Source organism: Methyloversatilis sp. (genome assembly GCF_051861465.1).
Taxonomy (GTDB): domain Bacteria; phylum Pseudomonadota; class Gammaproteobacteria; order Burkholderiales; family Rhodocyclaceae; genus Methyloversatilis.
The window spans coordinates 73923-95003 of the sequence record NZ_JBHYCQ010000012.1 but is presented as its reverse complement, the minus strand read 5'-3'; the positions used below and the strand labels follow the sequence as shown (position 1 = coordinate 95003).

The 21081-nt window shown below is 64.6% G+C and carries 24 protein-coding genes; 20 read left to right on the top strand and 4 right to left on the bottom strand.

The window, feature by feature from the left end; all coding sequences use genetic code 11:
* The first annotated feature begins 14 nt into the window (after positions 1-14).
* Together ACTIFF_RS15925 and ACTIFF_RS15920 are read left to right on the top strand one after the other, a co-directional pair.
* Complete coding sequence (locus ACTIFF_RS15925; protein WP_439537714.1) at positions 15-773, top strand: flagellar motor protein; 759 nt, start codon at positions 15-17, stop codon at positions 771-773.
* Positions 774-788: 15 nt separating this feature from the next.
* On the top strand, positions 789-1613 hold the full coding sequence (locus ACTIFF_RS15920; protein ID WP_439537713.1) for a flagellar motor protein MotB: 825 nt from the start codon (positions 789-791) through the stop codon (positions 1611-1613).
* Between the two features lie 67 nt (positions 1614-1680).
* Here the strand turns inward: ACTIFF_RS15920 and ACTIFF_RS15915 are convergent, their stop codons facing one another.
* From ACTIFF_RS15915 to flgA, 3 genes are all read right to left on the bottom strand, one after another.
* Positions 1681-2175, bottom strand: a complete 495-nt coding sequence (locus ACTIFF_RS15915; protein WP_439537712.1) for a flagella synthesis protein FlgN — start codon at positions 2173-2175, stop codon at positions 1681-1683.
* Positions 2175-2489, bottom strand: a complete 315-nt coding sequence (gene flgM / locus ACTIFF_RS15910) for a flagellar biosynthesis anti-sigma factor FlgM (RefSeq protein WP_306477392.1) — start codon at positions 2487-2489, stop codon at positions 2175-2177. Before flgM ends, ACTIFF_RS15915 begins: the two co-directional genes overlap by 1 nt.
* A gap of 159 nt (positions 2490-2648) precedes the next feature.
* The gene (flgA, locus tag ACTIFF_RS15905; protein WP_439537711.1) at positions 2649-3341 is read right to left on the bottom strand and encodes a flagellar basal body P-ring formation chaperone FlgA; all 693 of its coding nucleotides are present in this window, start codon (positions 3339-3341) and stop codon (positions 2649-2651) included.
* Between the two features lie 309 nt (positions 3342-3650).
* On the opposite strand from flgA, the gene flgB reads away from it, so the two are divergent.
* The 9 genes from flgB to flgJ all read left to right on the top strand — a co-directional run bounded on the left by flgB (position 3651) and on the right by flgJ (position 10885).
* Positions 3651-4058, top strand: a complete 408-nt coding sequence (gene flgB, locus ACTIFF_RS15900) for a flagellar basal body rod protein FlgB (RefSeq protein ID WP_305614178.1) — start codon at positions 3651-3653, stop codon at positions 4056-4058.
* 21 nt (positions 4059-4079) lie between these two features.
* Complete coding sequence (gene flgC / locus ACTIFF_RS15895; protein ID WP_069037959.1) at positions 4080-4481, top strand: flagellar basal body rod protein FlgC; 402 nt, start codon at positions 4080-4082, stop codon at positions 4479-4481.
* A gap of 10 nt (positions 4482-4491) precedes the next feature.
* The gene (locus ACTIFF_RS15890) at positions 4492-5169 is read left to right on the top strand and encodes a flagellar hook assembly protein FlgD (RefSeq protein ID WP_439537710.1); all 678 of its coding nucleotides are present in this window, start codon (positions 4492-4494) and stop codon (positions 5167-5169) included.
* Between the two features lie 14 nt (positions 5170-5183).
* The gene (flgE, locus tag ACTIFF_RS15885; protein WP_439537709.1) at positions 5184-6401 is read left to right on the top strand and encodes a flagellar hook protein FlgE; all 1218 of its coding nucleotides are present in this window, start codon (positions 5184-5186) and stop codon (positions 6399-6401) included.
* A gap of 19 nt (positions 6402-6420) precedes the next feature.
* Positions 6421-7161 (top strand): flagellar basal-body rod protein FlgF, encoded by a 741-nt coding sequence (gene flgF, locus ACTIFF_RS15880; RefSeq protein WP_439537708.1) that lies wholly within the window; start codon positions 6421-6423, stop codon positions 7159-7161.
* A 15-nt stretch (positions 7162-7176) separates the two neighbouring features.
* A complete protein-coding gene (gene flgG / locus ACTIFF_RS15875) occupies positions 7177-7959 on the top strand; it encodes a flagellar basal-body rod protein FlgG (protein WP_069037955.1) in 783 nt (260 codons plus the stop codon).
* Positions 7960-7991: 32 nt separating this feature from the next.
* On the top strand, positions 7992-8690 hold the full coding sequence (locus ACTIFF_RS15870; protein WP_306477397.1) for a flagellar basal body L-ring protein FlgH: 699 nt from the start codon (positions 7992-7994) through the stop codon (positions 8688-8690).
* 114 nt (positions 8691-8804) lie between these two features.
* The gene (locus tag ACTIFF_RS15865; protein ID WP_439537707.1) at positions 8805-9902 is read left to right on the top strand and encodes a flagellar basal body P-ring protein FlgI; all 1098 of its coding nucleotides are present in this window, start codon (positions 8805-8807) and stop codon (positions 9900-9902) included.
* Positions 9902-10885: a flagellar assembly peptidoglycan hydrolase FlgJ gene (gene flgJ / locus ACTIFF_RS15860; protein ID WP_439537706.1), complete on the top strand. Its 984-nt coding sequence runs from the start codon at positions 9902-9904 to the stop codon at positions 10883-10885. Before ACTIFF_RS15865 ends, flgJ begins: the two co-directional genes overlap by 1 nt.
* 35 nt (positions 10886-10920) lie before the next feature.
* Here the strand turns inward: flgJ and ACTIFF_RS15855 are convergent, their stop codons facing one another.
* On the bottom strand, positions 10921-11358 hold the full coding sequence (locus ACTIFF_RS15855) for a hypothetical protein (RefSeq protein WP_439537705.1): 438 nt from the start codon (positions 11356-11358) through the stop codon (positions 10921-10923).
* 147 nt (positions 11359-11505) lie between these two features.
* Here ACTIFF_RS15855 and flgK point away from each other — a divergent pair, with 147 nt between their 5' ends.
* The 9 genes from flgK (at position 11506) to asd (ending at position 21029) form a co-directional block, all read left to right on the top strand.
* Positions 11506-13449 (top strand): flagellar hook-associated protein FlgK, encoded by a 1944-nt coding sequence (gene flgK / locus ACTIFF_RS15850; protein ID WP_439537704.1) that lies wholly within the window; start codon positions 11506-11508, stop codon positions 13447-13449.
* Between the two features lie 10 nt (positions 13450-13459).
* Positions 13460-14743, top strand: a complete 1284-nt coding sequence (gene flgL / locus ACTIFF_RS15845) for a flagellar hook-associated protein FlgL (RefSeq protein ID WP_439537703.1) — start codon at positions 13460-13462, stop codon at positions 14741-14743.
* A gap of 8 nt (positions 14744-14751) precedes the next feature.
* On the top strand, positions 14752-15201 hold the full coding sequence (locus ACTIFF_RS15840; protein WP_439537702.1) for a hypothetical protein: 450 nt from the start codon (positions 14752-14754) through the stop codon (positions 15199-15201).
* Positions 15202-15349: 148 nt separating this feature from the next.
* Positions 15350-16507: an MFS transporter gene (locus tag ACTIFF_RS15835; protein ID WP_439537701.1), complete on the top strand. Its 1158-nt coding sequence runs from the start codon at positions 15350-15352 to the stop codon at positions 16505-16507.
* 55 nt (positions 16508-16562) lie between these two features.
* Positions 16563-17969, top strand: coding sequence for a 3-isopropylmalate dehydratase large subunit (gene leuC, locus ACTIFF_RS15830; protein WP_439537700.1), 1407 nt, complete (start codon positions 16563-16565; stop codon positions 17967-17969).
* Between the two features lie 18 nt (positions 17970-17987).
* Positions 17988-18110 carry an entericidin A/B family lipoprotein gene (locus ACTIFF_RS15825; RefSeq protein ID WP_439537699.1) on the top strand — a complete coding sequence of 41 codons (123 nt, stop codon included), beginning with the start codon at positions 17988-17990 and terminating at the stop codon, positions 18108-18110.
* 57 nt (positions 18111-18167) lie between these two features.
* Positions 18168-18806 carry a 3-isopropylmalate dehydratase small subunit gene (gene leuD, locus ACTIFF_RS15820; RefSeq protein ID WP_069037945.1) on the top strand — a complete coding sequence of 213 codons (639 nt, stop codon included), beginning with the start codon at positions 18168-18170 and terminating at the stop codon, positions 18804-18806.
* Positions 18807-18821: 15 nt separating this feature from the next.
* On the top strand, positions 18822-19895 hold the full coding sequence (gene leuB / locus ACTIFF_RS15815) for a 3-isopropylmalate dehydrogenase (protein WP_439537698.1): 1074 nt from the start codon (positions 18822-18824) through the stop codon (positions 19893-19895).
* A gap of 18 nt (positions 19896-19913) precedes the next feature.
* Positions 19914-21029, top strand: coding sequence for an aspartate-semialdehyde dehydrogenase (gene asd / locus ACTIFF_RS15810; protein ID WP_439537697.1), 1116 nt, complete (start codon positions 19914-19916; stop codon positions 21027-21029).
* Positions 21030-21081: the final 52 nt, after the last annotated feature.

Genomic DNA, 21081 nt, shown 5'->3' with positions numbered 1-21081 from the left:
GGCCTGATATCCCCATGCGTGTCGATCGTCTCAGCATCGTCGGTCTGGCTCTGGGCATCGCCGCCATCATGGCGGGCCAGGTGCTCGAAGGGGGCAGCCTGTCATCGCTGTTCCAGCCGGCCGCGCTGGTCATCGTGCTCGGGGGCACGCTGGGCGCGACCATGCTGCAGACCCGCTTTCCCATTTTCATGCGCGGCATGCGCATGGGCGGCTGGGCTTTTTCGGCGCCGGCAGCGGTACCCGACGACATGATCCGCAAACTGGTCGGCTGGGCCACGCTGTCGCGACGCGAAGGCATTCTGGTGCTGGAAAAGCACATCGGCAGCGAACCTGATCCGTTTTTCCGGAAGGGCGTGCAGTTGCTGGTCGATGGCGCCGATTCGGAACGTCTGCGCGAGGTCATGGAGGTCGAGATCACCACCTACGAAACCACGCTGCGCCAGGCTGCCCGCGTATGGGACGCCGCCGCTGGCTACGCACCGACGATAGGCATTCTGGGCGCGGTGCTTGGCCTGATTCACGTGATGGAAAACCTGGGCGATCCGGCGCGGCTTGGCGCTGGTATCGCCACCGCCTTCGTGGCGACGATCTACGGTGTGGGCAGCGCGAACCTGATCTTCCTGCCGATCGGACGCAAGCTGCAGATGCATGTCACCCAGCTGATCAGCCTGCGCGAAATGTTCGTCGACGGTCTGGCCGGCATCGCCAACGGCGACAACCCGCGCATCATCGAAAGCCGATTGCTCGGCTACGTCGCTTCGGTACCCGGTTGAGTGCGCAGGCGGACCGTGAGGAAGCGTCGCTATGTGCCCGATTCGGACGAGAACCATGACCGGTGGCTCATTTCCTATGCCGATCTGGTGACCCTGCTGTTCGCGTTCTTCGTCGTGATGTACGCAATCTCGCAGGTCAATGACGGCAAATACCGCACGCTGAGCCAGTCGCTGAACAGCGCCTTCGCGCCGCGCGAGGGCGTGCGGCTGATCGAACTGCCGGCGACCGACCAGAGTGCCCGCATGCAGGTCGAGATCGATGAACTGCGTGCCCATCGCGCGGCGCAGAAAGCGCAGGAGCGGCGCGAGCGAGCGGACAAGGCGGCGAAGGACATCCAGCAGGCGTTGTCTGCACTGACCCGTGAAGGGCAGGCCAGTGTCACCCAGGGCGCATTGGGCATCACGGTGGATCTCGACGCGAAATTCCTGTTCGGCCCGGGTGAAAGCGTGCTCGAGCCGGCTGCGCAGGACATCATCGGCGCGATCGCGCGCGTTTTGCTCTATACCGATTTCCCGCTGGTGATCGAAGGCCACACCGACAATGTTCCGGCCGGCGGCAAGCTGGGTTCCAACTGGGAACTGTCGGCGGTTCGTGCGGGCGCCGTGACGCGGGTATTTGCCGACGAGGGCATCCTGTCGACTCGGCTGACCGCCGCCGGTCTGGCCGACCAGCGGCCATTGGCCGACAACGCGACCGAAGAAGGGCGGGCGAAGAACCGCCGGGTATCGATCCGCATCGAAACCTACTCGACCGAACGCGTCACCGTACCGGGTCAGCAGCCATCCGGGCCGGCCGACGTACCCGAAGGCAGTCTGGGATCGAGCTTCCCTAGGCTGTAGCGGGTCGCGCAGACGCCAGAAAGCCCGCCGGGAGATGCCGCGGGCTCCGTCAGTACCACAGGAAAGTTCAGGCGCTGCCGAGTGAGCGGCTGGTCGTTCGTGCCATCGACTGGCCGTCCGGCCCGTAGGTCGACGCCTGTTCCGAGGCGGACATCAGCACCGCCAGCGCCTGCTGGCTGGACTTCATCTGCGCCCGGATGAGCACGCCGTTCGCCTGATTCAGGTCGTGCGCTTCCCGGGCAAGCGCAACGAGTTCCTTGAAAGGCTGCCTGCAGGCGGCCCAGTCGGAAGCGCTCTGGAAAAGTGCTTCGATGTCGTCGCGCCCCGATTTGCTGCCGGCGCGCGCAAGCAACGCCGTGCGTGCATCGCCCAGTTGCGCGAGACGTCCGTACGCTTCGGATTTGCGCGCCGCGAGCACGGCGAGCGTATCGACTTCGCCCGCTTCAAGGGCTCGGCGCTCGGCATGCAAATGGCCGAGGGCGGTGCGCAAGGTCACCGTTTCCTCGATCATCAGTGCGGCCAACCTGGCTGCGGTCTGAGCCGCCGGCTCGGTTGCGGCCATCAGGCTGCCGGGCGTGTATTCAGCATCTGACGCACACTTTCGATCAGGCTGTCGGCCACGCGGTCCGCATTGACCTTGAAACGGCCGTCGGCGATGGCCTGCTTGATCTCGTCGACGCGTGCACTGTCCACCACCGGCACATTGGCGACTGACGCTTCGAGTTCGCGCAGTCGCGAGGACGTGCCTGAAATGTCGACCTGTGCGCCGGGTGCGGCGGCAGATGAAGTTGCAGTCGTCGAACTGTTCGCCGAGCTGCTCTTTGTAGCCGAAGTTGCCGTCGGTGCAAGCGGTTTTCCAGTTCCGTCGATTTTCACGATGAACCCTTTCATAAGACGTTCGACTCGTATTACGACGGCACCCGTACAAAACTTTAGGACTTTTTGTAGGGAGCCGTCCTACACGGCGGCAGGCTCATGAATATACCAAGCAGCGGGGCCGGTGGCGACCGGCCTGTTGGGGTCAGGCGGCTTTACTCAATAGACAACCTCCACCTGACCGCCCGGGCGGGCGACGCCGCTGACGACCTGGCCGCGCCCGGTGCGCACCTGCACCATCTGGCCCTGCTGTGCGCTGGCCAGTGCGCGACCGTCGTGACTGATCGCAAATCCGTTGCCGCGCGCGAACAGTTTCACCTGCTGGCCCTGCTGGACCGCGACCGGGGCGCGCAGCCAGTCTGCGCGCAGTGGCTGGCCCGCGCCGATGGCGGCATTGACCGTCTGGCCGATCACCTGCTGCGGATCACTGACCATATTGGGTGGCAGTTCGGTCAGCTCGCCGCGCATGAAGCCGAAATCGCCGTCCGCAATGATCTGGCCGCGACCGAGCGCGCGCGCAGCGACCAGATAGTCGCCGCTGACCTTGACCCGCGCCGGCACGTAGATCGTCCAGCCTGCGCCGGCGACGCAGCGCACGCCGACCTGCACGCGACCCCAGGCGCGGCTGCCGGTCGGCAGGAATACCTCGTGAGCGGCGCAGCTTTCCAGCGCCAGCCGTGCGTCAACCTGTCCCACCTCGAAACTGGCCTGACCCGGCAGCCCGGCCGTCTGCTGCTGCAGGAAGTCGCCTACCGCGCGCCGCAGCTGTTCGCTCGCCGGCGCCACGGGTGGCGCGGCCAGTGCGGCGCTGCACAGGGCGATACATGAGGGGATCAGCAGACGACGGATCATGGCGGGCTCCTTGGCAAGGTTTCCATTGCACCACCCGGGCCTGCGTTGCGAAGAGGCAAATAGGGCTGAAAGCACCGCCTTGTTCCGGTTTGACGACCGCTCGTTGCCGCAATCTGGGCTTGCCGGCCCGCAAACCCTTTTCGGGATTGGGTTTGCGGTGAATCACGGAGCCCGGAAGCGGCAAGGTTTGCCGCGTCGGGGCGGCAGATAGCCTTGAAAGGCGGGGCAGCAACCGTCCTTTTTTGCCGATCCAGACCGGCAATCGGGTCATAGAGTGGCTGGCACGATAGCTGCAATGGGATACCCATCATGCCGAACCCTCTCGACAAACTGCTCGACCTTCCGCAAGCCGCCCTCGGCGTACGGGCGACCCGCCAGCAAACGCTGGCCGCCAACATCGCCAACGCCGATACACCGCACTACAAGGCGCGCGACGTCGATTTTCGCGGCGCGCTGGAAGCCGCGATGGGCGGACGCCTCGGCGGTCCGGTTGAGCTTGCGCGCACGTCGGCGCGGCACATCGAAGCCAAGGGTGACGCGTCGATGGACGCTTCGCTGAAGTACCGCACCGAAACGCAGTCCAGCCTCGACGGCAACACGGTGGACATGGACGTCGAGCGTGCCGCCTTCGCCGAGAACACCGTGCAGTACGAGGCGCTGCTCACCTTCATCAACGGTCGCCTGCGCACGATGCAGAACGCCATACAAGGCCAGTAAGGAGACTGAATCATGGGAAACATGTTCAACGTATTCGGCATCGCGGGGTCGGCGCTCACGGCTCAGTCAGTTCGCCTGAACACGGTGTCCAGCAACCTGGCCAATGCGGATTCGGTGACCTCGGCCAATGGCCAGCCCTATCGAGCCAAGCAGGTGGTGTTCGAAGTGCGTCCGATCAGCGAAGGCGGCGAGGCCAATGGCGTGCGCGTGACGCAGATCGTCGAAAGCGCAGCGCCGCTGCGCACCACCTACGACCCGACCAATCCGGCGGCGAACAAGGAGGGTTATGTACAGATGCCCAACGTCAATGTGGTGGAAGAGATGGTGAACATGATTTCCGCCTCCCGCTCGTATCAGACCAACGCGGAAATGATGAACACCGCGAAGCAGCTGATGCTCAAGACCCTCTCCATCGGACAGTAAGGGAATCGTCATGGCAGTCAATTCAACAGGCAATACCTCGGCGGCAGATATCTACAGCTCGCTGAACACGACGCAGACCAAGGCGACTTCGGAAATCGACAAGGCGCAGAACCGCTTCCTGATGCTGCTGACGACGCAGCTCAAGATGCAGGATCCGCTCAATCCCATGGACAACGCGCAGGTCACCTCTCAGCTGGCCCAGATCAGCACGGTGGATGGCATCAGCAAGCTCAACAGCACGCTGGAAAAGCTCACCAGCAGTTCGGCCGATTCGCAGCATCTGCAGGCCGCGGCGCTGGTCGGCCATGCGGTTTTGGTCGAAGGATCGGCGCTGGAACTGGTGAACGGCAAGTCGATGGGGGGCATCGAGCTGACCTCGCCGGCGGATCGCGTCACGGTATCGGTCAAGGGTGCCAATGGCGTGCTGGTGAAGGAAATCAATCTGGACGCACGCGATGCCGGCATCACGCAGTTCGTCTGGGACGGCACCGACATGGCTGGCACGGCAGTTGCTGAGGATGGCAAGTACTCCTTCACTGTGAGCGCCATCCAGGGCACGCAGAAGCTGGTCACCACGCCGCTCGAACTTGCCGTGGTGCAAAGCGTGGAGCGCAGCGGCGGCCAGACCCGCCTTAATGTAGGCCAGCAGTCGCTGGTCTCGATGAACGACATCAAGCAGATCTACTGATCGGGAGTTGAATCATGGCCTTCCAGCAAGGACTTTCCGGACTGAACATTGCGTCCAAGGCACTCGATGCCATCAGCAACAACGTGGCGAACTCGACCACCGTGGGTTTCAAACAGTCATCGGCACAGTTCTCCGACCTGTATGCCTCGACGCTGGGCGGCGGCGGCAAGGCGCAGATCGGTATCGGCGCTACAGTTACCGGCGTGGCCCAGCAGTTTTCCCAGGGCAACATCACGGTCACCAGCAACCCGCTTGATCTGGCGATCAACGGCGAAGGCTTCTTCCGCATGAGCGACAATGGCTCGACGATCTACACGCGGAACGGTCAGTTCTCGGTCGACAAGAACGGCTACATCGTCAATCCGTCCGGCTACCGGTTGACCGGATATGGTGTGGATGCGGACGACAACATCATCGTCACCGCGCCGATCGATCTGCGCATCGACACCGCGCTGAGCGGCGGCGAGCCGCGGGCCACCGTAGGGGCCGATCTGGCGGTCAATCTCGATTCCCGCCTGGCGGCACCGGCCAACCCGGTGTTCTCGCCGACCGACACCACCAGTTTCTCCTACTCGACTTCGCTGACGTCGTACGACTCGCTGGGCAATTCGCACATCATGTCGGTGTACTTCGTGAAGACTGCGACGCCGAACCAGTGGAACATGCACACCGCGCTCGACGGCGGCGCGCCGACCGCGGCCACGGCTGTCACCTTCAATTCCAATGGTGGTCTGGTCGGCCCGAATACGCTGCCTCAGTCGTTCGCCATCACGACCGGTGCAACCAGTCCGCTGGCGTTCGACCTCGACCTGACCGGTTCGACCCAGTTCGGCTCCGCCTTCAGCGTCAACGCAGTGGCGCAGGACGGCTTCGCCTCCGGCCGCCTGTCCGGTATCAGCGTGTCGCCGGAAGGCGTGCTGCAGGGGCGCTACACCAACGGGCAGTCGCGCAATCTGGGTCAGGTCGTCATGGCGACCTTCCAGAATCCGGACGGCATGACCCAACTCGGCAGCAATGGCTGGGCAGAAACGTCCTTCTCCGGCCCGCCTGCCATCGGCGCGCCGGGCTCTGGCAACCGTGGCGGCCTGCAGCCCGCCGCGGTGGAAGACTCGAATGTCGATCTCACCGCCGAACTGGTGAACATGATCACCCAGCAGCGCGCCTATCAGGCCAATGCGCAGTCGATCAAGACGCAGGACCAGATCATGCAGACCCTGGTCAACCTGCGCTGACCGCCGCTGAGGACACACCATGGACCGCATGATCTATACCGCGATGAGCGGCGCCAAATGGACGCTGGAGCGTCAGGCGTCGGTCGCGCAGAATCTCGCGAACGCGTCGAGTACCGGCTATCGCGCCGAAGAGCACCGGCTGCGCGCCGTGCCGGTGCAGACCGAAGCGTTTGCGTCGCGCGCCTTCGTGGTGGATGCCAGCGTCAGGAACGATTTCACGCCCGGTCCGCTGCAGCAGACCGGTGGCGCCTACGACGTCGCCATCAAGGGCAGTGGCTGGTTCGCTCTGGCCATGCCTGACGGCACGGAGGCCTACACACGCAACGGCCACCTGCAGATCAGCCCGACGGGTGTACTGCAGAACCACAACGGTATCCCGGTGCAGGGTGAGACCGGCCCGATCACCGTGCCGCCGGACACCGAGGTCACCATCGGCGCCGACGGCACCCTGTCCGCCGTACAGCGCACCGGTGGCGTCAATCAGGTCAATCAGATCGGCCGGCTCAAGCTGGTCGACCCGCCCGAGAACACGATCAAGCGCGGCGATGACGGCCTGTTCCGCGTCACCACGCCGGGCCCGGTGCCGCAGTCACAGAACGTACGCGTCGCCGCAGGCTTTCTCGAAGGCAGCAATGTGAACGTGGTGGACCAGGTGGTGGCGATGATTTCGCTGTCGCGCCAGTTCGAAATGCAGACGCGCATGCTCACCACGGCAGAGCGCGATGATCAGGCGGCGACCCAGCTGCTGTCCAACCGATAACCGGAGTACACGACCATGATCCGCTCGCTGTGGATAGCCCGCACCGGCATGGATGCACATCAGACCCAGCTTGATGTCATCACCAACAACCTCGCCAACGTCAGCACCAACGGTTTCAAGCGCGCGCGCGCCGTGTTCGAGGATTTGCTGTACCAGACGATGCGCCAGCCCGGCGCGCTGAACACGCAGCAGAACACCATTCCTTCCGGCCTGCAGATCGGCACCGGCGTGCGCCCGGTGGCCACCCAGCGCATCCAGACCCAGGGCAATCTGCAGCAGACCAGCAATTCACTCGACGTGGCGGTGCAGGGCGAGGGCTTCTTCCAGATCCAGATGCCGGACGGCACGCTGGCTTACACCCGTGACGGCTCGTTCCAGAAGGACGCGCAGGGCGTGATGGTCACGTCGAGCGGATTTCCGGTGCAGCCGCAGGTCACGATTCCGCCGGATACGGTGTCGCTGACCATCGGTCGTGACGGTGTGGTCAGCGCACTGCAGGCCGGCCAGGCCGCGCCGACCCAGATCGGTCAGCTGCAACTGGCCACCTTCGTCAATACCGGTGGCCTGCAAAGCGTCGGCGAGAACCTCTATGTCGAAACCGCATCGAGCGGCACACCGACACCCAATACACCGGGGACCAATGGGGCGGGCCTGCTGAATCAGGGCTTCGTCGAGACATCGAACGTGAATGTGGTCGAGGAACTGGTGCAGATGATCCAGACCCAGCGGGCATACGAAATCAATTCGCGCGCCATCCAGACCTCGGACGAAATGCTCGCCCGGCTGACCCAGCTCTGATCGGTCGTGCAATGACCCGTGGAGAACCCGTCATGAACAACGAACGCATCCAGCAGATCGCCCGCGCCGCCGGTTTCGTCACCGTGCTGGTGGTGGCGATCATGCTGGCCGGCTGCGTCAACACGCCGCCCACCGCTGTGCTTCAGCCGATGACCGCGCGGCCGGCGCCCAAACCGGACTTCGTGCAGAACGCCGGTGCCATTTTCCAGCCGACCGGCGGCGCGCGCCCGCTGTTCGAGGATCGCCGCGCGCGCTACGTCGGCGATACGCTGGTCATCAACATCAGCGAACGTACCCAGGCGGCGAAGAAATCGGCCAGTACGGCAGACCGCACGCAGGATATCGAAATGGGCGTGCCGACCATCGCGGGCCTGCCGGGCAAGAGCCTGCAGGGCGCAACGGTGGCCGCCAACAGCGCCAACGCCTTCTCCGGCAAGGGCGCGTCGTCTGCCGACAACAATTTCACCGGCACCATCACGGTGACGGTGATCGAGGTGCTGCCGAACGGCAACCTGGTGGTGTCCGGCGAAAAGCAGGTTGCGATCAACCAGGGCAACGAGTTCATCCGATTCTCTGGTGTCGTCAATTCGACCCAGATTTCCGGCGCGAACACGGTGCAATCAACGCAGGTGGCCGATGCGCGCATCGAGTACCGGGCCAACGGCTATATCGACGAAGCGCAGGTCATGGGCTGGCTGGCGCGCTTCTTCCTGACCTTCATGCCGCTGTGAAGCGACCAGCTTGATGCGGGTTTTGCCGTCTTTTCCGGTGAATGAAAGCGGCACGTGCAACGTATAAAGAGTCATCACGCTGCCCAGGAAGCCACGCCCGGAGGGCGAACTGTCATGAAACGTATAACGATTTTTCTGCTGCTTGCACTGCTTTCGGTTGCGCCTGCGCACGCCGAGCGGATCAAGGATCTTGCGACGCTGGCCGGTGTTCGCAACAACCAGCTGATCGGCTATGGGCTGGTCGTGGGACTGGATGGTTCGGGTGACCAGACCACCCAGACCCCGTTCACCGTGCAGAGCGTGATCAACATGCTGGGCAATCTGGGCGTGACGCTGCCGCCTGGCCAGAACCTTCAGCTGAAGAACGTGGCGGCCGTGATGGTCACCGCCAATCTGCCGCCCTTTGCGCGGCAAGGACAGGCGCTGGATATCACCGTGTCGTCGATGGGCAACGCAAAGAGCCTGCGCGGCGGCACATTGGTGATGACACCGCTGAAGGGCGCCGACGGCCAGGTTTACGGCATGGCCCAGGGCAATGTGGTGGTCGGCGGCGTGGGCGCTTCGGCGGGTGGCGCTTCGGTCACCGTCAATCATCTGTCGGTCGGTCGCATCGCCGGAGGGGCAACGGTTGAACGTGCGGTGCCGACCAGCGTCGGAGAGGGCGGGTTTGTCGAACTCGAAACCAACACGACCGATTTCGGCACGGCCCAGCGCATGGTCGACGCCATCAACAAGGCCATGCTGCCCGGCACGGCCGTCGCTGCCGATGCCCGGCGCATCCGCGTGCGCGCGCCGCTCGATCCGGGCGAACGCGTGGCCTTCATGAGCCAGCTGGAAAACATCGATGTGACGCCCGCGCAGCAGGCGGCCAAGGTGGTCGTCAATTCGCGTACGGGTTCGGTCGTGATGAATCAGGCGGTGACGCTGGACACCTGTGCGGTTGCGCACGGCAATCTCACGGTCACGGTCACCGCCGAACCGGTGATCAGCCAGCCCGGCCCGCTGTCCGGCGGCCAGACGGTGGTGGCCGAACGCAACCAGATCGACATCCAGCAGGAAGGCAGCGCCCTGATCAATGTGAAGAAGGGTGCCAACCTGTCGGAGGTGGTGCGTGCGTTGAATGCGCTGGGCGCCAACCCGCAGGACCTGATCATCATCCTGCAGGCGATGAAGGCGGCCGGGGCGCTGCGCGCCGAACTGGAAGTGATCTGATGGAAAACAGCGGCCTCACCTCGCTGGCGGCCGATGTGCGCGGGCTGGACGTGCTGCGCCGCGCGTCGCGCGACAACTCGCCGGAGGCATTGAAGGCGGCCGCCAAGCAGTTCGAAGCCATGTTTCTGCAGGTGGTGATCAAGTCGATGCGCGAGGCGTCGCCCGGTGACGAGCTGTTCGGCGGGCAGGAAAGCAAGATGTACCAGGACATGCTCGACCAGCAGTGGGCCCAGGTCATGAGCGAGGGGGGCGGCACCGGGCTGGCAAAGGTGCTTGAGCGGCAGCTGTCCGCAAATGCCCGCAGCGCCGACACGTCGATGCCGATCGATCTCAAGCCGCTGTCCGACGCGGCGCAGTTTTCCGGCATTGCGATGATGCCGCCGACGGCAATCTCTGCCGTCCGCAGGCAGACATTGCAGGGCAGTGCGGCAACACCCGTCGATTCGTCAGTGCAGTCGGTGCTGGCCGGCCTGGCCGCGGAACAGCCGCCGGTCAGCAGTCCGAATGTGCCGGCTCACGCACGGGCCTTCGTCGAACGCGTGTGGCCGGCGGCGCTGTCGGCCAGTCGCGCGACCGGCATTCCGGCCCAGTTCCTGGTTGCCCAGGCTGCACTGGAAACCGGCTGGGGACGCGCCGAGCTGTCGGCGACCGATGGTTCGGCCAGCCACAACCTGTTTAATATCAAGGCCGGCAGCAGTTGGCAGGGCCCGACCGTGAAGGTTTCGGCGAGTGAATTTGTGGATGGCCGCTGGACCCGCGAGGACAGCGCCTTCCGCCGCTACGGCTCGTACGAGGAAAGCTTTGCCGACTACGCGAAGTTGCTCCTCGACCAGCCGCGCTATGCGCGCGTGGTCGGCGCGCAGGATGCCGGCAGCTTTGCGCGCGGTCTGCAGCAGTCGGGCTATGCGACCGACCCGATGTACGGCGCCAAGCTGGAACGCATCATCAACGGCCCGCTGCTGCGTTCGGCGCTGGCCGAATGAGTCATTGAACGAGGTCGGCAAATCGGGGCGGTGCATCAAGGAAGCAACTCGAGGCAGCGCCGCCGGATGAGACCGGCCTGACCGTCTGCGCCCGCTTCGCGCAGTGCGCGGACGCATACATCAATTGCTTCGTGCAGGGACGCTTCGTCGGTCACCTTACGCAACGCGGGCTTGATCCGTGCCGTGTCGCCGCGCAGGGCGCGCTCCATGGCGTCCATCAGATACAGGCGCGCAATGGCGAGCGAGCGCCGCGTTGGCCTGCCGCCATCGGTGTCCCGACCGTCAACCGCGACCAATCCGAAATCGAGCAATGTGGCGGCCGCGGCAAGCAGACGCGTGCCCTCCGCAGCGGGTCGGCCGAGGGCGGCAAACAGGGCGGCAAAGTCCTGCCGCCCATCCACCACTATCAGCAGTACGCGGGCCAACGGATCCAGCCGGTCACTGCGCCGGACCAATTCGGCGCGTCCGGCCATTGTCTTGAAAGGCACGTCGGTACTGCGTATGCGGTCGATTGTCCCGGTCATTCGACGCATTGTTGCAGGCCAGTGTGACGGAAATACAAAAGCTGGCAAAGGTTTTGCTTAGATGAGTCGTAAGCACTCTGAACGAGACGACACATCATGGGAACGCAGCTCTACAACATCGGGATCACCGGACTGAACGCCGCACAGGCGGGGCTGATCACGACCGGTCACAACATTTCGAACGCGGCCACGCCCGGCTTCACCCGGCAGCAGGTCGTGCTCGGCACCAACGATCCGCAACTGACTGGCAGCGGCTTCCTCGGTCAGGGCGCGCGGATCGAAACGGTGCGACGCATCTACAGCCAGTTCCTGACTGCCCAGGTGATGGAAGCCAAGACGCAGAACGCGGAATACGGCGCCTACGCCGACCAGATCGCCGCGCTCGACAATCTGCTGGCCGACCCCGAAGCCGGCTTGTCGCCCGCGATGTCCGACTTCTTCGATGCCCTGCAGAGCGTGTCAGCGTCTCCCACCTCGCTCGCTTCACGCCAATCGGCGATTTCCGCCGCCCAGTCCATGACCGCCCGCTTCAATGCGCTGGATACGCGGCTGGAACAGGTCCGCACCGGCCTCAATGGCGAAATCACCGGTTCGGTCGAACTGATCAACCAGCTGGTGACCCAGGTCGCCCAGTACAACGAACAGATTGCCGTGGCGGAATCCACAACCGGACCGACCCGTCTCGCCAATGACATGCTGGATGCGCGCGAGCGTCTGATCACCGAACTGAACGAACTGGTGCGCGTGACGCAGCTGCAGCAGAGCGACGGTTCGATCAACCTGTTCATCGGTAATGGCCAGCCGCTGGTGGTCGGTGGCAGCAGCTTCACGCTCGCGGCGAGCACTTCGCTTGAAGACGCCAGCCGCATCGAAGTGAGCTACACCGCGCCGGGCGGCGCGGTGCTGCGTCTGCAGGAAGACACGATCAACGGCGGCAAGCTGGGCGGCTTGCTGGCCTTTCGCCGCGAGACGCTGGACGGCGCGCAGAACGCACTCGGCCGGATCGCCATCGGCATGGCGGAACAGTTCAATGCGCAGCACGCCTTGGGTCAGGACCTCAATGGCGCGCTCGGCACCAATGTGTTCAACGTGCTGGCGGGCAGCGCGCTGCCCGCCAGCACCAACAGCACGGTGGCGGCCGCGCAGGTCAATGTCGCGATCAGCGACTCGTCGCAGCTGACCACCAGTGATTACCGGCTGGCCTTTGATGGCGCCACGTACACGCTGACCCGGATGTCCGACAACCAGAGCTGGTCGGCAGCGACCCTGGGCGGATTGCCACCGCCGGGCAGTCCGCAGGGCTTCACGCTCGATTCGGGTGCGACCACGCTGGCTGCCGGTGACAGCTTCCTGGTCCAGCCGACGCGCAACGGCGGCTCGGACATCCGCACCGTCATCACCGATCCGCGCATGCTGGCGCTGGCGATGCCGGTCAGCACCTCGGCGGCGCTGGCCAATACCGGCAATGGCAGCATCAGCGCCGGTACCGTGACCTCGACCACCGGCCTGCCGCTGGGCGGCCCGATCACGCTCACCTTCGATGCCACCACGAACGTATTCAACGTAACGGGCGGCCCCGGTGGCACGATTGCCTACAACCCGACGACCGAGTCGGCCGGCAAGAGCTTCACCTTCGCCGGCCAGGGTGGATTTACCTTCCAGATGTCCGGACTGCCGCGCAATGGCGACACCTTCACCATCGCACCGAACAGCAGTGGCCAGGGCGACAACCGCAATCTGCTCGCACTGGGTGCGCTGCAGAACGCCGGCACGCTGGCCGCCGGATCCACCGGATTCCAGGGCGCTTATGCGCAGATGGTGGCATCGATCGGCGCCCAGGCGCGCGAGGTGCAGGTGAACCAGACGGCGCAGAAGGTGCTGCTGTCACGCGTGGAGGAGTCACAGCAATCGCTGTCCGGCGTGAATCTCGATGAAGAGGCGGCCAACTTGCTGCGCTACCAACAGGCCTATCAGGCCGCCGGAAAGATGATCGAACTGGCCAGCCGCCTGTTCGACACCCTGCTGCAGATTGGCCGCTGAGGAGAATCACATGCGCATATCCACCAACACCATCTACGAAACCGGCACCGCCGGGCTGGTTCGCCAGAGCAGCGATCTGTTCCGGACACAGCAGCAGATGTCCACCGGCAAGCGCGTGCTCGCGCCGTCCGACGATCCGGTTGCATCGGCCACCGCGCTGGAAATAGACCAGACCAAGGCCATGAACGACCAGCACGCCGTGAACCGGCGCGATGCCACCAGTGCGCTGGGCTTTGCCGAATCGCAGATTTCCACCGCTGGCGACCTGATCGCATCGATCCGCGAACGTCTGATTCAGGCCGGCAACGGCGCGCTCAGCGACAGCGACCTGAAATCGATCGCCACCGACATCCGCGGCAGCTTCGCCGGGCTGATGGGGGTTGCCAACTCGCGCGATGCCTTCGGCGACTTCCTGTTCTCGGGCTATCGCAGCGATACCCAGCCGTTCGCCGGCAGCATCGAGGCGGGTGTGAGCTACGCCGGCGACGACGGCCAGCGCGAGGCACAGGTCGGATCCGCCCGGCGCATTGCAGTCAGCGATTCCGGCAGTACGGTGTTCATGCGCATGCGCACCGGCAACGGCGATTTCACGATGAGCCCAGGTGCCGGCAACACGGGCAGCGCAGTCAGTGATCTCGGCAGCGTGACCAGCGGTGTCGACTGGAATGCCTCGACCAACGGCGGCAGCTTCAACATCGTGTTCGATGTGACCAACAACGTCACCACCTACGACATCATCGACAACACGTCGGGCAATTCGATGCTGACCGGCGCCGCGCCGGGTGCCGCGCCTTACCCGCGGACCTATGTCGAAGGCGACACGATCACGCTGGCGTCGCAGGGCGCCGAACCGGCGTTCGACCTCGGTGCGCGCTTCTCGATCACCGGCTCGCCGGCGACCGGCGACAGCTTTTCGCTCGATCGCAGCGCGACGCAAAGCGTGTTCGAAACCATCTCCGACGTGGTGATGGCGCTGGAAGGCGGCACCAACGGCAATCCGGTGGCCATCGCCGCGCTGAACAACACGCTGTCCGCCACGATAGGCAACATCGATCAGGCGCAGGAAACCCTGCTCACCGTGCGCTCGCGCATTGGCGCGCGCACGGCCGAACTGGATGCGCTGAATTCGCTCGGCGCCGATGTCGATCTGCAGTTCCAGTCGCAACTGGCCGACCTGCGCGAGCTGAACTACACCGAGGCGATCAGCCGCCTGACTCAGCAACAGACCTATCTGCAGGCGGCGCAGCAGTCCTTTCTGAAAGTGTCGGGGCTTTCGCTGTTCAACTTCATCTGAGGCGCGCCATGAATTCACGGATGCTCGCGTTGATCGCCCCCTGCCTGCTGGCTGCATGTACCTCGCTCGATCGCACGCTGCCGAATTCAGGTTCGGTCATTCCGAATACAAAGCTGCAACTGACGCCAGGGTACGCCACCACTCCGGAAAAGCTGATCTACTTCGCCGGCGCCGCCTACGTGGCCTATCTGGTACTCGACCCGATGGCGCCGAACTGGGCCATCGACGAGGCCAAGCTGTCCGACGACACCTACTACCTGGGCATGAAGAAGGTGCGCATGCGTTCCGGTGGCGAGGGCGAAGCGCGTATGGTGTTCCGGCGTCGTGCCGAACAACTGGCCCGCTCGGGCGGCTTCGCGGGATACGAAATCGTCAGCTACAGCGAAGGCATCCAGTCCGACCTGATCGCGCAGCGGGTGGGCGAGGGGATCATCCAGCTCCGGCACGGCACGCGCTAGGGTCGGTTCGCAACATCACGCGTGCAGCCCGCGCATTGCAGGGCGAGGCGGTGCGACGTGTCCAGCCCAGGGGCAACGTGACGCACGACTCGAACGAGAACAGAGCCTGGCCAGCGACGCCTCGGGCAGCTCGGGTAGACTTCGTCCGATGTCTCTTCCCTACTGGCGGCTGTCCGCCTATTACTTCTTCTATTTCGCCTTCGTAGGCGCCTTTTCGCCCTACTTCGGCCTCTACCTTTCTTCCATCCATTTCTCCGCCGCCGACATCGCCATCGTCATGTCGCTGATGCAGGTCATGCGGATTCTTGCGCCCAGTCTGTGGGGATGGCTGGCCGACCGCATCGGTGCCCGGGTGCCCATCGTGCGTGCGGCAGGGCTGGCCAGTCTTGCCGGTTTCCTGATCTTCTTCACCACCGACCAGTTCATCGGCGTCTTCGTCGCCATGGCGCTGATGTCCTTCTTCTGGAGTGCGTCGCTGCCGCTGGTCGAGGCGACCACGCTGGAACACTTGAAATCCAGCGTGTCGCGCTACGGCGCCATCCGGGTCTGGGGATCTGTCGGCTTCGTCGTCACGGTGCTGGTGCTGGGCGATGTGCTCGAACGCACCGGACTGGATGCCGTGCTGTGGGCCTGCAGCCTGTTGCTGGCCGGCATTTTCCTGTTCGCGATGTGCGTGCCGGAGGCGCCGGTGCATGCCGGCGCTGTGGCGGCCACGCAGTCGCTGCGTGCCATCCTGCGCAGCCGTCCGGTCGCAGGGCTGTTCGGTGCGGCTTTCTTTATGAGCTGTGCGCATGGCGCGCTGTATGTCTTCTATTCGATCCATCTCGACGAAAACGGTTACAGCAAGCGGGTGATCGGCGGGCTGTGGACGCTGGGCGTGCTGGCCGAGATCGGCGTTTTCCTGTGCATGCCATGGCTGCTGCGCCGCTTCACGCTGCGCGCGTTGTTGCTGGTGGCGCTGATGGCGGCGGTGCTTCGCTTCGCGGTCATCGGCTGGGCGGTCACCGCACCGTTCTGGTTGATCGGCGCGCAACTGCTGCATGGCCTGACCTTCGGCGCCTTTCATGCCGGTTCGGTGGCGGCGCTGAACCAGTGGTTCGACGCGCGCCAGCAGGCGCGGGCGCAGGCGTTGTATGGCAGCGTGTCATTCGGCGCCGGCGGCATGGTGGGCGGTTTGCTGGCCGGATGGATGTGGGCGCCGCTGGGCGGCGCCTGGGCGTTCTCGGTCAGTGCGCTGTTCGCGGTTGCCGGCTACGCCTTGCTGCGCTGGATGTGGCGCCCGGAAAGCGCGCCCGGGCACGGCTGAGCGCCCGCCGGCCGGTTATAATCTCCGGTTTGGCTGATCAGCGGGAATCGTTTCAATGGCGCAAACGCTTTACGACAAATTGTGGTCCGGCCATGTCGTGCATACCGAAGACGACGGCACGACGCTGCTCTACATCGACCGCCACCTGGTGCATGAAGTCACCAGTCCGCAGGCCTATGAAGGTCTGCGTCTGGCCGGTCGCAAGCCCTGGCGCACCGGTTCCATCGTCGCGACCGCCGATCACAATGTGCCGACCGACGGCTCGGATCTGTCGGTGGCCGACCCGACCTCGCGTGCCCAAGTGGAAACGCTGGACGACAACATCCGCACCTATGGCGCGCTGGCCTACTTTCCCTATCGAGACAAGCGGCAGGGCATCGTGCACGTGATCGGGCCGGAAAACGGCGTGACCCTGCCCGGCATGACCGTGGTGTGCGGCGACTCGCACACCTCGACGCACGGCGCGTTCGCCTGTCTGGCGCAGGGCATCGGCACGTCGGAGGTCGAGCATGTGCTGGCCACGCAGTGCCTGCTGCAGAAGAAATCGAAGTCGATGCTGGTCCGGGTCGAAGGCGATCTGGGCCGTGGCGTCAGTGCCAAGGACATCGCGCTGTACGTGATCGGCCAGATCGGCACCGCCGGCGGAACCGGCTTCGCGATCGAATTCGCCGGCTCGGCCATCCGCGCGCTGTCGATGGAAGGGCGCATGACCCTGTGCAACATGGCGATCGAGGCCGGTGCGCGGGCCGGCATGGTCGCCGTCGATCAGACCACGATCGACTACCTGCGCGGCCGCCCGTTTGCGCCGCGCGACGAACAGTGGGACCGGGCGGTCGAGTACTGGCGCACGCTGAAATCCGACGACGGCGCACAGCACGACCGCGTGGTCGATATCGATGCCCGGCGGATCACGCCCCAGGTCACCTGGGGCACGTCGCCCGAAATGGTGACCGACATCCGTGGCCAGGTGCCGGCGCCCGAGGATTTCGCCGATCCGGTGCAGCGCGAAGGCGTGGCGCGCGCGCTGCAGTACATGGGGCTGACCCCGCGCACACCGATCGACCAGATCCGGATCGACAAGGTATTCATCGGTTCCTGTACCAATTCGCGGATCGAAGACCTGCGCGCGGCCGCCAAGGTCGTGCAGGGGCGACACATCGCCGACAACGTCAAGCTGGCCATGGTGGTGCCGGGTTCCGGTCTGGTCCGGGCGCAGGCCGAAGCCGAAGGGCTGGACAAGGTGTTCAAGGCGGCCGGCTTCGAGTGGCGCGAGCCGGGCTGTTCGATGTGTCTGGGCATGAATGCCGACCGGCTCGACCCGGGCGAGCGCTGCGCCTCGACCTCGAACCGCAATTTCGAAGGTCGTCAGGGTGCCGGCGGACGCACCCATCTGGTCAGTCCGCAGACGGCGGCTGCGGCGGCGATCGCCGGCCGCTTCGCCGATGTGCGCGATGTCGTTTGAAAATCCGGGAGAGTGGGCATGAAGCTGATCGTAGTGTGCATGAGCGCCGTGGCGCTGCTGCTGGCGGGTTGCAACACCGTCGAAGGGCTGGGCAAGGACATCAAGAAGGGTGGCGAAGCCATCGAGAAGTCAGCGAAATAGCCACTGCCAGAGAAACAGTCAGCGAAAAGTCAGAGAAAGAACCAGGCAAATCACGCAATGAATCCTTTCACCACACTTGACGGACTGGTCGCGCCGCTGGACCGCGCGAACGTCGACACCGACGCCATCATTCCGAAGCAGTACCTGAAGTCGATCAAGCGTTCGGGCTTCGGCCCGACGCTGTTCGACGAATGGCGCTATCTCGATGTCGGCCAGCCGGGTCAGGACCACTCGAAGCGGCCGCTCAATCCCGACTTCGTGCTGAACCAGCCGCGCTTCCAGGGCGCCAGCATCCTGCTGGTGCGCGAGAACTTCGGTTGCGGCTCGTCGCGCGAACACGCGCCCTGGGCAATCGAGGATTTCGGCTTCCGCGCCATCCTCGGCACCACGTTCGCCGACATCTTCTTCAACAACTGCTTCAAGAACGGCCTGCTGCCGATACGTCTGCCGCAGACCGAACTGGAGCAATTGTTCCTGCAGTGCGCCGGCACACCGGGCTACCGGCTGCGCATCGATCTGGAAAGCCAGACCGTGATCCGGCCGGACGGCCACGTCATCCGCTTCGACGTCGAAGCCTTCCGCAAGTACTGCCTGCTGAACGGCTTCGACGACATCGGCCTGACCTTGCGTCAGGCGGACAAGATCCGCGAATTCGAAGCCCGTCGCCGTATCGAACAACCCTGGCTGTTTGCCTGAACTCTGGAGCGTCCATTGAAAGTCTGCGTTATTCCCGGTGACGGCATCGGCATCGAAATCACGGCCGAGGCGCTGCGCGTGCTCGAAGCGCTGCGCAGCGACGGGCTGAAGATCGAATTCGAACAGGCGCTGCTCGGCGGCTGCGCGGTGGACGCGACCGGCAAGCCCTACCCGGACGCGACCTCGAAGCTGGCGCGCGAAGCCGACGCCATCCTGCTTGGCGCGGTCGGCGGTCCGAAGTGGGACACGCTGCCGCGCGAACAGCGCCCCGAGCGCGGCTTGCTGGGCATCCGCGCCGAACTGGGCGTGTTCGCCAACCTGCGCCCGGCCATCCTGTATCCGGAGCTGGCGAATGCGTCGTCGCTGAAACCGGAAGTGGTGTCCGGACTGGACATCCTGATCGTGCGCGAACTGACCGGCGACATTTATTTCGGCCAGCCGCGCGGCATCGAGGAGCGCGACACGCAATGGGGCCGTCAGCGTGTCGGCTGGAACACGATGATCTACGCTGAAGAGGAAATCCGCCGCATCGGGCGCGTCGCCTTCGAAGCGGCGCGCAAGCGCGGCGGCAAGCTCTGTTCGGTCGACAAGATGAACGTGCTCGAATGCACCCAGCTGTGGCGCGAGGTCATCACGGCCATGGCCGCCGATTATCCGGATGTCGAGCTGTCGCACATGCTGGTCGACAACGCCGCGATGCAGCTGGTGAAGGCGCCGAAGCAGTTCGACGTGATCGTCACCGGCAACATGTTCGGCGACATCCTGTCGGACGAGGCGTCGATGCTGACCGGTTCGATCGGCATGCTGCCGTCGGCTTCGCTGGACGCGAACAACAAGGGGCTGTACGAGCCCAGCCACGGTTCGGCGCCGGACATCGCAGGCAAGGGCGTGGCCAATCCGCTGGCGACCATCCTGTCGGCGGCGATGCTGCTGCGCTACAGCGGCGAGGACGAAGCGAACGCGGTGCGCATCGAGAATGCGGTACGCAAGGTGCTGGCCCAGGGTTTCCGCACCGGTGACATCTACGAAGCAGGCACGCAGCGCGTGGGTACGAAGGACATGGGCGACGCGGTCATCGCGGCGCTGTAACGCTCAGAGGGCAAGACAATGTTGAAGCTGGGTATGGTGGGTTGGCGCGGCATGGTGGGTTCGGTACTCATGCAGCGCATGCGCGAAGAGGGCGATTTTTCGCTGGTCGAACCGGTGTTCTTCACCACGTCCAGCGTCGGTGCGGCCGGTCCGGACGTGGGGCAGGGCAGTGCGCCGCTGCTCGATGCCGCCGACGTCAGCCAGCTGGCGAAGATGGACATCATCATCACCTGCCAGGGCGGCGACTACACGAACGAGGTGTTTCCCAAGCTGCGTGCCGCCGGCTGGAAGGGCTACTGGATCGACGCCGCGTCAGCGCTGCGCATGAAGGACGACGCCATCATCATCCTCGATCCGGTCAACATGGACGTGATCAAGGCCGGCCTGGCCGGCGGCGTGAAGAACTACATCGGCGGCAACTGCACCGTCAGCCTGATGTTGATGGGCGTCGGCGCGCTGTTCACGGCCGGTCTGGTCGAGTGGATGAGCGCCATGACCTATCAGGCGGCATCGGGTGCGGGCGCGCAGAACATGCGCGAACTGCTGTCGCAGATGGGCACCTTGCACGGCGTTGCCGCGCCGATGCTGAAGGACAGTTCGTCGGCCATCCTCGACATCGATCGCGCGGTCACCGAAAGCCTGCGCAGCGCCGATTTCCCGAAGGCCCATTTCGGCGCTCCGCTGGCGGGCTCGTTGATCCCTTATATCGACAAGGAACTGGACAGCGGCCAGAGCAAGGAAGAATGGAAGGGCCAGGCTGAAACCAACAAGATCCTCGGTCGCACCGGATCCGCGATCACCCCGATCGACGGCATCTGCGTTCGCGTCGGTGCGATGCGTTGCCATTCTCAGGCGCTCACTATCAAGTTGCGCCGCGATGTGCCGTTGGACGAGATCGAAAGCATGATCCGCGAAGCGAATGCCTGGGTGAAGTTCGTACCCAATCATCGTGAGGACAGCATGCGCGACCTGACGCCGGCCGCGGTCAGCGGTTCGCTGACCATTCCGGTCGGTCGCGTACGCAAACTCAATATGGGGCCGGAGTATCTCGGTGCATTCACGTGTGGCGACCAGTTGCTGTGGGGCGCCGCCGAACCGCTTCGCCGCATGCTGCGCATCCTGATCGAAGCCTGACCACGCATCGACACCTCGCACCAGCGTGCGCGGCGTGTCGTAACAGACAGTA

Excerpts from the sequence above, each read along its gene's own strand:
- ACTIFF_RS15925 (WP_439537714.1), top strand. The coding sequence starts at position 15 with ATGCGTGTCGATCGTCTCAGCATCGTCGGTCTGGCTCTGGGCATCGCC.
- ACTIFF_RS15915 (WP_439537712.1), bottom strand. The coding sequence starts at position 2,175 with ATGGCCGCAACCGAGCCGGCGGCTCAGACCGCAGCCAGGTTGGCCGCA.
- flgA (WP_439537711.1), bottom strand. The coding sequence starts at position 3,341 with ATGATCCGTCGTCTGCTGATCCCCTCATGTATCGCCCTGTGCAGCGCC.
- flgB (WP_305614178.1), top strand. The coding sequence starts at position 3,651 with ATGCCGAACCCTCTCGACAAACTGCTCGACCTTCCGCAAGCCGCCCTC.
- flgC (WP_069037959.1), top strand. The coding sequence starts at position 4,080 with ATGTTCAACGTATTCGGCATCGCGGGGTCGGCGCTCACGGCTCAGTCA.
- ACTIFF_RS15890 (WP_439537710.1), top strand. The coding sequence starts at position 4,492 with ATGGCAGTCAATTCAACAGGCAATACCTCGGCGGCAGATATCTACAGC.
- flgE (WP_439537709.1), top strand. The coding sequence starts at position 5,184 with ATGGCCTTCCAGCAAGGACTTTCCGGACTGAACATTGCGTCCAAGGCA.
- flgF (WP_439537708.1), top strand. The coding sequence starts at position 6,421 with ATGGACCGCATGATCTATACCGCGATGAGCGGCGCCAAATGGACGCTG.
- flgG (WP_069037955.1), top strand. The coding sequence starts at position 7,177 with ATGATCCGCTCGCTGTGGATAGCCCGCACCGGCATGGATGCACATCAG.
- ACTIFF_RS15870 (WP_306477397.1), top strand. The coding sequence starts at position 7,992 with ATGAACAACGAACGCATCCAGCAGATCGCCCGCGCCGCCGGTTTCGTC.
- ACTIFF_RS15865 (WP_439537707.1), top strand. The coding sequence starts at position 8,805 with ATGAAACGTATAACGATTTTTCTGCTGCTTGCACTGCTTTCGGTTGCG.
- flgJ (WP_439537706.1), top strand. The coding sequence starts at position 9,902 with ATGGAAAACAGCGGCCTCACCTCGCTGGCGGCCGATGTGCGCGGGCTG.
- ACTIFF_RS15855 (WP_439537705.1), bottom strand. The coding sequence starts at position 11,358 with ATGGCCGGACGCGCCGAATTGGTCCGGCGCAGTGACCGGCTGGATCCG.
- flgK (WP_439537704.1), top strand. The coding sequence starts at position 11,506 with ATGGGAACGCAGCTCTACAACATCGGGATCACCGGACTGAACGCCGCA.
- flgL (WP_439537703.1), top strand. The coding sequence starts at position 13,460 with ATGCGCATATCCACCAACACCATCTACGAAACCGGCACCGCCGGGCTG.
- ACTIFF_RS15840 (WP_439537702.1), top strand. The coding sequence starts at position 14,752 with ATGAATTCACGGATGCTCGCGTTGATCGCCCCCTGCCTGCTGGCTGCA.
- ACTIFF_RS15835 (WP_439537701.1), top strand. The coding sequence starts at position 15,350 with ATGTCTCTTCCCTACTGGCGGCTGTCCGCCTATTACTTCTTCTATTTC.
- leuC (WP_439537700.1), top strand. The coding sequence starts at position 16,563 with ATGGCGCAAACGCTTTACGACAAATTGTGGTCCGGCCATGTCGTGCAT.
- ACTIFF_RS15825 (WP_439537699.1), top strand. The coding sequence starts at position 17,988 with ATGAAGCTGATCGTAGTGTGCATGAGCGCCGTGGCGCTGCTGCTGGCG.
- leuD (WP_069037945.1), top strand. The coding sequence starts at position 18,168 with ATGAATCCTTTCACCACACTTGACGGACTGGTCGCGCCGCTGGACCGC.
- asd (WP_439537697.1), top strand. The coding sequence starts at position 19,914 with ATGTTGAAGCTGGGTATGGTGGGTTGGCGCGGCATGGTGGGTTCGGTA.